Raw genomic sequence first — 10,242 nt, forward strand, 5'->3', positions numbered from 1 at the left:
CTTTCTCTAGCGCTCCGCGCTTAAGGCGATATATGCCAGAGTATTCTCATTTCCGACAAGCAGCATTTACATACTGCAAACATAAAACTAGGAGCTATCAAGCTCCTAGTTTTCAAAAACCTAACTAATTATAGGAAGTTCTTACCGTGATCCATTGGAGAAGTACCGAAGTAACTTGCCAATGTTTGACCGATATCTGCGAATGTTTCGCGGCGGCCAAGAGAACCAGCTGGTACTTTTTGACCATAAACCAATACTGGGATGTGCTCACGAGTATGGTCAGTACCTGGCCATGTTGGGTCACAGCCGTGGTCTGCCGTTAGGATAAGCACATCGTCTTCTTCCATAATCTCTAGCACTTCGTTGATACGATCATCGAAGTACTCAAGTGCCGCTGCGTAACCCGCTACGTCACGACGGTGACCGTAAGCTGAGTCGAAGTCTACAAAGTTAGTGAATACGATCGTGTTGTCGCCCGCTTCTTTGATTTGCTCTAGCGTTGCTTCGAACAATGCAGGGATACCTGTCGCTTTCACTTTCTTAGTGATGCCGCAGTTTGCGTAGATATCAGCAATCTTACCAATAGAAACCACGTTGCCTTGCTTCTCATCAACGAGCTTCTGAAGAACCGTTGCTGATGGTGGCTCTACAGAAAGATCACGACGGTTACCTGTACGCTCAAATTGACCTTTACCAGCACCAACGAATGGGCGCGCGATAACACGACCAATGTTGTAATCTTCTAGCTCTTCACGTGCGATTTGGCAAAGCTCTAGTAGACGGTCTAGACCGAAAGTCTCTTCGTGACATGCGATTTGGAATACAGAGTCAGCAGACGTGTAGAAGATTGGTTTGCCAGTCTTCATGTGCTCTTCACCAAGATCGTCAAGAACTTGAGTACCAGACGCGTGACAGTTACCTAGGAAACCGTCAAGACCTGCACGCTCAAGAATGCGGTCAGTCAATTCTTTCGGGAAGCTGTTTGCTTTGTCAGTGAAGTAACCCCAGTCAAACAGAACAGGCACACCTGCGATTTCCCAGTGACCAGACGGCGTGTCTTTACCTGAAGAAAGCTCTGCTGCATGACCGTATGCACCAATGATTTCAGCGTCTGCGTCTAGTCCAGGTGCGAAGCGACCTGTCGATTCTTTATGCGCCATTGCCAAACCAAGTTTCGATAGATTTGGAAGGCGAAGTGCACCTTGGCGATTGTCGTTATCTGCTAAGCCTTTGTCACATTGGTCAGCGATGTGACCTAGTGTGTCTGAACCTACATCACCAAATTCTTTAGCATCGGCAGTTGCACCGATACCGAATGAGTCTAGTACTAAAATAAATGCTCTTTTCATTGCTCGTTCCTTAGGCCCACTCGGCTTTTTATTATGGTTGAGTAGGCCTTGTGTAATTACTTGTTCTATTAGATATCTTCTGCACGAATTTGGCGGTAAACCTCTGGAGTTGGTGTGTATTCACCACCTACTTTGATTGCACTGCGCAGTGCTTTTGCCGCTTCTTCCCATTGCTCTTCAGTGCGAGCGTGGATGACCGCAAGAGGTTTATCACTGTCTGCGACCTCACCTAGGCGGATGAACTCGTCGAAACCAACTGCGTAGTCGATTTCATCAGTAGCAACACGACGACCACCACCCATAGCAACCACAGCCATGCCGATAGCACGTGTATCCATTGCAGAGACAATGCCCGTTTCTGTTGCGTAAACTGGCTTAATGATTGCTGCTTTTTCTAAGTAGTTGTCGTAGTTTTCTACGAAGTCCGCAGGGCCGCCTAAACCGGCAACCATCTTGCCGAAGCACTCAGCCGCTTTGCCGTTATCCAGCACTTCCATCAGTTTTACGCGTGCGTCTTCTGTGTTCTCAGCAAGCTTGCCAAGTACTAACATTTCAGCACATGAAGCCATGGTCACTTCAAGTAGACGAGGATTACGGTATTCACCCTTTAAGAAACGAACCGCTTCACGAACTTCTACTGCGTTACCCGCTGAAGACGCCAATACTTGGTTCATGTCCGTAAGAATTGCCGTAGTCTTAGTGCCAGCACCGTTTGCTACCGCAACGATTGATTTTGCTAGCTCTTCAGACGCTTCGTAAGTTGGCATAAATGCACCTGAACCCACTTTTACGTCCATCACTAGCGATTCCAGACCCGCCGCCAGTTTCTTAGAAAGGATCGACGCCGTAATCAGGGAGATATTGTCTACCGTTGCGGTAATATCACGAGTCGCGTAAACACGCTTATCCGCAGGAGCAAGGTCACCAGTTTGACCGATGATCGCCACACCAGCGTCTTTGGTTACTTGACCAAAAACATCGTTGCTCGGCGTAATGTTGTAACCAGGGATAGATTCAAGTTTATCCAGCGTACCGCCTGTATGACCAAGACCGCGGCCAGAGATCATAGGTACGAAACCGCCACACGCTGCCACCATTGGGCCAAGCATTAAAGAAGTTACGTCACCCACACCACCGGTTGAGTGTTTGTCGACAATTGGACCACCGAAGTTCATGTGGCTCCAGTCGATAACCATGCCCGAATCACGCATCGCACACGTTAAGGCGATGCGCTCATCCATGGTCATTTCATTAAAGAAAATCGTCATAGCAAACGCCGCAATCTGACCTTCAGATACCGTGTTGTTCGCTACGCCTTGAATAAAGAAGTTGATTTCGTCGGCGGTTAGGACTTCGCCGTCACGTTTTTTACGAATGATTTCTTGTGGTAAATACATTAGTGCCTCCCAAGCTCTTTTGAGCCATGGTTGTAGTAGGATAGAAGAGGTGTGGTAGCACCCGTTTAGGTGCTACCGTTCAGACGTATTATTGAAATTAGTACGCTGTTGGATCAGCGACGTCGTCCGATACTTCTAATGTATTTAGTAGGTTGGTTAGCAGGCTAGACGCACCAAAACGGTAGTGACGAGCATCAACCCAGTTGTCACCTAGGATTTCGTCAGCCATTGCTAGGTATGCTGCTGCGTCTTCAGCAGTGCGCACACCACCTGCTGGTTTGAAACCAACAGTTTCTGCAACCCCCATGTCGCGAATAACTTCAAGCATCATGCGAGCGTATTCTGGTGTTGCGTTTACTGGCACTTTACCAGTTGAAGTTTTAATGAAGTCAGCACCTGCTTCAATACAGATTTGAGATGCTTTCTTGATTAGTGCTTCTTCTTTTAGTTCACCTGTTTCGATGATCACTTTAAGAAGAATGTCACCACAAGCTTCTTTACATTGCTTAACTAGTTCGAAGCCTACTTTCTCATCACCCGCCATTAGCGCTCGGTAAGGAAAAACTACGTCAACTTCGTCTGCACCGTAAGCAACCGCCGCTTTTGTTTCAGCAACTGCGATTTCAATGTCGTCGTTACCATGTGGGAAGTTCGTTACTGTTGCAATACGAACCTCTGGCGTACCTTGCTCACGAAGTGTCTTCTTAGCAATAGGAATAAAGCGAGGGTAAATACAAATTGCAGCTGTGTTGCCTACTGCTGTTTTCGCGTCATGACATAGTGAGATCACTTTTGCATCAGTGTCATCGTCATTCAACGTAGTTAGGTCCATAAGTTTAAGTGCACGTAGCGCTGCTGCTTTTAAATCGCTCATTTCTATCTCCGATCAATATTCAAAAAATTCACTACTCAGCCTTACATCACGTCTTTAACTATAATCAACAAGTCGAGACAATGTGAGTAAATGGCTAAACAGTCTATTAATGAACGGACTTGGTTCCCTGAAGACTCGGCATATACAGCGAAAATTTATCATATGCCAATTGCTATCCTTGTCACCGCACAGTACCAGTTTGGCCTATGGCACAACAATCTATGATTGCGGTGTCTTTAATATCACATCACAAAGCAAAACGCCTATTAGATCTGATATTGCAGGGCAATTCATTTGCCCATCGATTATGTAATATTCATTACGTGATTAAGAATCAAGCTTAACCACTATCCTGTGATTAATACATTATAGAGTTTCACCGCAAAACTGTAGCACCAAATAGAGCGCAAACGGTTTGTATCTCAAAATTTCCTAGCCCCTATTCCATTGACTGCGTAATACCTCGACTAAGGCAAACACCCGATGAAATTTTGGAGCCCGAAAAACGAAAAATGCCCCGCAGCAATCTCTTGCTACAGGGCATGATGTAAAACGGCGTCTATATATTAAGAACCGATTCTAATTATAGTGCTGCAAGGCTTAAGCAGAAGCCTGCAATTGTCGCTGCCATAAGGTTAGACAACGTACCTGCAAGAACTGCTTTAACACCCATGCGAGCGATGTCACTACGACGGTTTGGTGCAAGGCTACCTAGACCACCAAGTAGAATCGCGATAGAAGAAAGGTTCGCGAAACCACATAGTGCGAATGAGATGATAGCTGTTGTCTTCTCAGACATTACTTCACCAGTTGCCGCGATTACTTGAGCGTTTTCACCTAGATATGGTGTGAAGTTCAAGTAAGCAACGAATTCGTTCACTACGATTTTCTGACCGATGAATGAACCAGCTGTTACAGCTTCTGCCCATGGAACACCGATTAGGAATGCTAGTGGAGAGAACGCGTAACCTAGGATTAGCTCTAGTGTTAGTTCTGGCATGCCGAACCAACCACCGATGCCACCTAGCATACCGTTGATTAGCGCGATTAGACCAACGAATGCGATTAGCATTGCACCTACGTTAAGCGCAAGTTGTAGACCAGAAGCCGCACCGCCCGCAGCTGCGTCGATTACGTTAACTGGTTTGTCGTCACCGCCGTCCATCGCTTCTTCGATACTTTCGTGAGGCTGGTCAGTCTCTGGGTGAAGGATTTTAGCGAACAGTAGACCACCTGGTGCTGCCATGAATGATGCCGCAACTAGGTACTCTAGTGGAACACCCATAGATGCGTAACCAGCTAGTACACCACCAGCAACAGAAGCTAGACCACCACACATTACCGCGAATAGCTCTGATTGAGTCATTTTTGGAACGAATGGGCGAACAACTAGAGGTGCCTCAGTTTGACCTACGAAAATGTTAGCTGCCGCTGACATTGATTCCGCACGAGAAGTGCCTAGCGCTTTTTGTAGTGCGCCACCAAGAATCTTGATAACCCATTGCATAACGCCAATGTAGTAAAGAACTGAAATCAGTGCAGAGAAGAAGATCAGTGTAGGAAGAACACGGAATGCGAAGATGAAACCGCCGCCGCCGAATACTTCGAACATCTTGTCAGAAACAAGACCACCGAACAGGAATGATGAACCATCGTTACCGTAGTTGATAACGTTAGAAACACCTGAAGAGAAACCGTTTAGTAGATCACGGCCCCAAGGTACATACAGAACAAATGCACCTAATGCGAATTGGATAGCGAATGCGCCACCCACAGTTCTAAAGTTGATAGCTTTTCGGTTGTTAGAAAATGCCACTGCAATCGCAAGAAGCACTACCATACCGATTAGGCTCATAAACAGGCTCATAGTTTATGACTTCCTTATAAGTTATTTATTGGCGTGTTACAAAATGGAGCTATAAAGCGGGGGCAATTATACTCATGCAGAATCAATTAAAGTAATGCCAGCCTCACACTTTCCTATAAGATTCATGATTGATTCAACCAGCTTTGTGAGTTAATTCACAATAAGCAGGAAAACGTTTTCGATTTCAAACCACATCTTTAGATTTTATTCACATATCGAGAAAGCAAAATTGCTATTTTTCCACAGTTGAGAGGCAATCGATTGCTTTCGGCCGTTATGCAACTCTACGAGCTCATTAAAGACGTGAATGAGTTTGGCTGGGTGATTTGACTCCCCTTGATATCCAAGTATAGGCATATCTGGTGCGTCTGTTTCGATTACTAGGTTTTCGAGTGGTAATTTTTGAATTGCGTCGCGTGTTTTCTTGGCTCTTGGGTAGGTAATCGTTCCTCCTACACCGATAAAAAAACCTAATTTGACCCACTCCATGGCTTGCTGATAACTCCCAGAAAAAGCGTGTAGTACACCACCTCTAGGGAGATTCGCCGCTTTCACCATTTGAATGAGGCGATTGTGCGCTTTTCGGCTATGTAAAATAACTGGGAGCTCGAAGCGTCTAGCCAGCTCAAATTGAACTTCAAGTATCTTTTCTTGCAACTGTGGATCAACATCAATGGCAAAATCTAAACCACACTCTCCTATTGCCACGCACTGCTGCCCTTTTTGATTTAGATAGCCTTCTAGCTCTGTAAGGTGCTGCTCAACGTTATCTTCAAGAAAATACGGATGAAAGCCGAGCGCATAATACAAATTGGCATGTTGCTCTGCCAAAGTTTGAATACGAGCCCAGTTTTGCGGACCGACGGAAGGAATCAAAATTCTTGCGACGCCTTGCGTTTGAGCAAGCTCAAGTTGATGCGCAAAGTCATCTTGAAACACATCAAAATCAAAGTGGCAGTGCGTATCAAAGAGCTTCATCTTGACGTTTTTTATCTGTATCTTCGGGCGGGAAATCAGAAGATCGTTGGGCTTCACTCTTCTCTTCAGCTTGGTGGGCAGGGTCTTTTCGATATGGGACGCAACTGCGTTTCTGATCGGGGGTTAACCCCATTTCTTTACACCAATTGTCGTAACGCTTTAGCCCACGTTTAAACCAGTTCATATCTTATCCTTATATAAAAACGCCCTTGGCTAAGTTTATAGCCAAGGGCGTTTTAAAATCTAGTTTGCGTTAAGGCTTACCCTAACCGCGCAAATTAGTGCTCACGCGTCGCACGGAAATCAACGTCCGGGAAACGCTCTTTCGCTAAGTTTAAGTTAACGATTGTTGGAGCGATATACGTTAGGTTATCACCACCATCCAATGCTAAGTTCGCTTGATTCTTGCGTTGGAACTCATCCAGTTTCTTCGCATCACCACACTCAACCCAACGCGCAGTTGCAACGTTAATGCCTTCATAAATCGCTTCAACGTTATACTCAGACTTCAAACGAGCCACAACAACATCAAACTGAAGTACACCAACGGCACCAACGATCAGATCGTTGTTCTGTAGAGGACGGAATACCTGTACCGCACCTTCTTCTGATAGCTGAACCAAACCTTTGAGAAGCTGCTTCTGCTTTAGTGGATCTTTCAGGCGAATACGACGGAATAGTTCCGGAGCGAAGTTCGGAATACCAGAGAACTTCAATGATTCACCTTGCGTAAAGGTATCACCAATCTGAATAGTACCGTGGTTGTGTAGACCAATGATGTCACCGGCGTAAGCGTGTTCTGCACGTGCACGGTCACCAGCCATAAAGGTTACTGCATCAGAGATACTCACTTGCTTGCCAAGACGAACGTGGTTCATCTTCATACCTTGCGTGTAAGTGCCCGATACAATACGCATGAATGCGATACGGTCGCGGTGTTTTGGGTCCATGTTCGCTTGGATCTTAAATACGAAACCAGAGAACTTCTCTTCAGTCGCTTCAACTTCACGTTCAACCGCTTGACGAGTTTTCGGCGCTGGAGCCCATTCAGTTAGACCGTCTAGCATATGATCCACACCAAAGTTACCTAATGCAGTACCGAAGTAAACTGGCGTAAGCTCACCTGTTAGGAACATTTCCAAATCAAACTCAGGGCAAGCACCCATGACAAGCTCAAGCTCTTCTCGAACACTTTCCGCAAGGCCTGCACCAACTTTTTCATCAAGCTCTGGGTTATCGAGACCTTTGATGATTCGAACTTCTTGAATCTCATGACCGTGACCTGATTCGTATAAAATCGTTTCATCACGGTGAATGTGGTACACACCTTTAAATTCTTTACCACAGCCGATTGGCCATGTAATTGGCGCACACATCATGCCCAACTCGTTTTCTACCTCGTCCAATACTTCCATTGGATCACGAACGTCACGGTCAAGTTTGTTCATGAAGGTTACGATTGGCGTGTCACGCAGACGCGTTACTTCCATCAGCTTACGTGTACGATCCTCGACACCTTTCGCCGCATCGATAACCATCAAACACGAGTCTACTGCCGTTAACGTACGGTATGTATCTTCCGAGAAGTCTTCGTGTCCAGGCGTATCAAGTAGGTTTACCAGACAGTCATTGTAAGGGAACTGCATTACAGAAGTGGTTACCGAGATACCACGTTCTTTTTCCATTTCCATCCAGTCTGATTTTGCGTGCTGTGCGTTACCACGACCTTTAACCGTACCTGCTTTTTGGATCGCGTTTCCGAATAAAAGGACTTTTTCAGTAATGGTGGTTTTACCCGCATCCGGGTGAGAGATGATAGCAAAGGTCCTTCGCTTATTGATTTCATTGAGAAAATCTTGGTTTGCCATGTATAAATTCTTTTAGTTTGTACACGGATTTGTACACACTTTTGGAAGTACTCTCTTTTCAGTTCTTCGCTTGTCAAATCCGTCGTGTTAATCGTAATTGGCCGCTATTTTCGCTGATCTTGACTTTATAAACAATCAATGGTTATCTAATCGGTTACCATTTATTCTCAGCGCGCGCCAATGCTCAGTTGTAGCTGTTTGCAATCGTTGCTTCTTCAGCTCATGAACAACTGTGGCTAAACCACAAATTCCTTCGCTACCAGAAATCGATGATAGCTTGTCGTACTACACCGATGATGGTGCAGTTGCCGTTGATCGGTATTGCAGGGTATTGCGGGTTCAAAGGTTTTAGATACTTCTGTTCACCATCAATAACCAACTGCTTAAAGGTTGCTTCTTTCGAATCATCCAAACGCGCAACAACCAATGAACCTGAAGAGTAAGGTAACTCAGGATCAACAACGATCACTGCCCCCTCAGGTATGGATTTTTTTCCGCTTGGATTTTCCATACTGTCGCCTTTTACGCGAAGTGCGAAACAACCCTCATGTGCTTTCCCAGTGACTTCACGCCACTCCTCAGCATCTTCATGGGCAAATCCCTCCGCTATTTCAGTCCAATCACCGGCCTGAACCCAGTTAATGAGAGGAATTCTTCCCTTAATATCAGGCCCGACTTCTACATTACCGACCCCCAAACCAATCTCGCCATCACCTGTGGCGAGCCAATGAGCATTCACGCGAAGCGCCTCCGCGATCTGCATGGTGTAACGAGACCTAGCCGATTTACCAGAGCAAATCTGGCTGATCGACTGCTGTTTGATACCAATGCGACGAGCCAACTCAGACTGAGTTACCCCAGTAAGCTGCAAGGCATGGTTTAGTCGTTCGGATAAAGTTTTCATAAGCCCGCATTCTACAAATAAAACTGTAGTCTTTCAACAATTTTAACTGTTGACTTATCTACAGTTTAAACTGTAACATTCAATCTTGTAACAGTTATTATTGTAATAGGAGACGGTATGGAAGTGTTCAAAACGACACAAAAACATCTCCGCCGTGCCATTGACTTGGTCGGCGGGCAATCAGCATTAGCAAGAGCCATCAACTCAAAACAGCAAAACGTCTGGTTTTGGTTGAATAAATCAGGGCGTGTTCCCGCTGAATTCGTTTTACCCATCGAACAAGCTACGCAAGGACAGGTAACCCGATCTCAGTTAAGACCGGACATCTATCCCGAATGCCCAAGCGAGCTGAAAGCCAGTAACCAGTAGGATTAAGGGCAAGTAATGGTCAGCATTTTACGTAAACACAGAAGCGAGTACCTCCATGCGTGATTATGGCAAGGTCTATACCCGCTTTTGGCTAAAGCAAAACGTTTTGTCCTGGAGTGACTCTGCGAAGTTGCTAGGACTGTATTTGCTTACATGCCCACATTGTAATTTGCTTGGCTGCTTTCGACTGCCGATTGGTTACGTTGCTTCTGACTTGAACTGGGATGAGCAACAGGTTGCCAAGGCGTTAAGTGAGTTAGAACAAGATCAGTTCCTGATTCGTTGCGAGGGATCTGGTTGGACTTTGATTCGAAGCTTTCTGAAGCACAACCCAATCGAAAACCCAAACCAAGGTAAGGCAGCCTTTCGGTTGCTTAAAGATGTACCTGCCGACTTCGTTGGTATGGCATCGCTTTTGAAATCTCTTGCCGCTTTTCAAGCTCGGCTTCCAGAAGAATTTTCATCATTGTTTATGCCTGATGGCAACCCGGTAAGGGACTCTCAACGGTCGGATGACTCTGAGAGAAGCAATAAACCAACAGTTAAAACTGTTGACCAGATACAGTTTGAAGACTTCTGGGATGTACAAATACGCAAAGAAAAAAAAGCGAAAGCCAAAGAAGAATGGCTACGCAT

Annotated in this window: 11 protein-coding genes; 3 read left to right on the top strand and 8 right to left on the bottom strand. The window is 45.6% G+C overall.

The genetic code is table 11. The annotated features are described in order from the left end of the window. Positions 1-128 precede the first annotated feature (128 nt). The 3 genes from R7Z49_RS12225 to deoC form a co-directional block, all read right to left on the bottom strand. Positions 129-1,349 carry a phosphopentomutase gene (locus tag R7Z49_RS12225; RefSeq protein WP_318111693.1) on the bottom strand — a complete coding sequence of 407 codons (1,221 nt, stop codon included), beginning with the start codon at positions 1,347-1,349 and terminating at the stop codon, positions 129-131. Positions 1,350-1,417: 68 nt separating this feature from the next. After that, a complete protein-coding gene (gene deoA / locus R7Z49_RS12230; RefSeq protein ID WP_318111694.1) occupies positions 1,418-2,746 on the bottom strand; it encodes a thymidine phosphorylase in 1,329 nt (442 codons plus the stop codon). Positions 2,747-2,843: 97 nt separating this feature from the next. Further along, the gene (gene deoC, locus R7Z49_RS12235; protein WP_005380133.1) at positions 2,844-3,620 is read right to left on the bottom strand and encodes a deoxyribose-phosphate aldolase; all 777 of its coding nucleotides are present in this window, start codon (positions 3,618-3,620) and stop codon (positions 2,844-2,846) included. Between the two features lie 90 nt (positions 3,621-3,710). Here deoC and R7Z49_RS12240 point away from each other — a divergent pair, with 90 nt between their 5' ends. Next, the gene (locus tag R7Z49_RS12240) at positions 3,711-3,845 is read left to right on the top strand and encodes a hypothetical protein (protein ID WP_005391675.1); all 135 of its coding nucleotides are present in this window, start codon (positions 3,711-3,713) and stop codon (positions 3,843-3,845) included. Between the two features lie 358 nt (positions 3,846-4,203). Here the strand turns inward: R7Z49_RS12240 and R7Z49_RS12245 are convergent, their stop codons facing one another. The 5 genes from R7Z49_RS12245 to R7Z49_RS12265 all read right to left on the bottom strand — a co-directional run bounded on the left by R7Z49_RS12245 (position 4,204) and on the right by R7Z49_RS12265 (position 9,237). After that, a complete protein-coding gene (locus R7Z49_RS12245; protein WP_005380131.1) occupies positions 4,204-5,487 on the bottom strand; it encodes a NupC/NupG family nucleoside CNT transporter in 1,284 nt (427 codons plus the stop codon). 204 nt (positions 5,488-5,691) lie between these two features. After that, positions 5,692-6,465, bottom strand: coding sequence for a TatD family hydrolase (locus tag R7Z49_RS12250; RefSeq protein ID WP_005380129.1), 774 nt, complete (start codon positions 6,463-6,465; stop codon positions 5,692-5,694). After that, positions 6,452-6,649 carry a DUF5363 domain-containing protein gene (locus R7Z49_RS12255; protein ID WP_258489268.1) on the bottom strand — a complete coding sequence of 66 codons (198 nt, stop codon included), beginning with the start codon at positions 6,647-6,649 and terminating at the stop codon, positions 6,452-6,454. Before R7Z49_RS12255 ends, R7Z49_RS12250 begins: the two co-directional genes overlap by 14 nt. A 94-nt stretch (positions 6,650-6,743) precedes the next feature. After that, positions 6,744-8,333: a peptide chain release factor 3 gene (prfC, locus tag R7Z49_RS12260; protein ID WP_318111696.1), complete on the bottom strand. Its 1,590-nt coding sequence runs from the start codon at positions 8,331-8,333 to the stop codon at positions 6,744-6,746. Between the two features lie 256 nt (positions 8,334-8,589). Then, positions 8,590-9,237 carry a LexA family protein gene (locus R7Z49_RS12265; protein ID WP_000854920.1) on the bottom strand — a complete coding sequence of 216 codons (648 nt, stop codon included), beginning with the start codon at positions 9,235-9,237 and terminating at the stop codon, positions 8,590-8,592. A gap of 117 nt (positions 9,238-9,354) precedes the next feature. On the opposite strand from R7Z49_RS12265, the gene R7Z49_RS12270 reads away from it, so the two are divergent. Together R7Z49_RS12270 and R7Z49_RS12275 are read left to right on the top strand one after the other, a co-directional pair. After that, the gene (locus R7Z49_RS12270) at positions 9,355-9,606 is read left to right on the top strand and encodes a helix-turn-helix domain-containing protein (protein WP_024015942.1); all 252 of its coding nucleotides are present in this window, start codon (positions 9,355-9,357) and stop codon (positions 9,604-9,606) included. A gap of 55 nt (positions 9,607-9,661) precedes the next feature. Beyond that, the coding region (locus R7Z49_RS12275; protein WP_318111697.1) for a hypothetical protein at positions 9,662-10,242 on the top strand (581 nt) is incomplete at its 3' end.

The organism is Vibrio sp. 1562, assembly GCF_033340155.1.
GTDB lineage: Bacteria > Pseudomonadota > Gammaproteobacteria > Enterobacterales > Vibrionaceae > Vibrio > Vibrio alginolyticus.

Bases quoted from the DNA above. Each gene is read 5' to 3' on its own strand.
- R7Z49_RS12225 (WP_318111693.1), bottom strand. From the start codon at position 1,349: ATGAAAAGAGCATTTATTTTAGTACTAGACTCATTCGGTATCGGTGCA.
- deoA (WP_318111694.1), bottom strand. From the start codon at position 2,746: ATGTATTTACCACAAGAAATCATTCGTAAAAAACGTGACGGCGAAGTC.
- deoC (WP_005380133.1), bottom strand. From the start codon at position 3,620: ATGAGCGATTTAAAAGCAGCAGCGCTACGTGCACTTAAACTTATGGAC.
- R7Z49_RS12240 (WP_005391675.1), top strand. From the start codon at position 3,711: ATGGCTAAACAGTCTATTAATGAACGGACTTGGTTCCCTGAAGACTCG.
- R7Z49_RS12245 (WP_005380131.1), bottom strand. From the start codon at position 5,487: ATGAGCCTGTTTATGAGCCTAATCGGTATGGTAGTGCTTCTTGCGATT.
- R7Z49_RS12250 (WP_005380129.1), bottom strand. From the start codon at position 6,465: ATGAAGCTCTTTGATACGCACTGCCACTTTGATTTTGATGTGTTTCAA.
- R7Z49_RS12255 (WP_258489268.1), bottom strand. From the start codon at position 6,649: ATGAACTGGTTTAAACGTGGGCTAAAGCGTTACGACAATTGGTGTAAA.
- prfC (WP_318111696.1), bottom strand. From the start codon at position 8,333: ATGGCAAACCAAGATTTTCTCAATGAAATCAATAAGCGAAGGACCTTT.
- R7Z49_RS12265 (WP_000854920.1), bottom strand. From the start codon at position 9,237: ATGAAAACTTTATCCGAACGACTAAACCATGCCTTGCAGCTTACTGGG.
- R7Z49_RS12270 (WP_024015942.1), top strand. From the start codon at position 9,355: ATGGAAGTGTTCAAAACGACACAAAAACATCTCCGCCGTGCCATTGAC.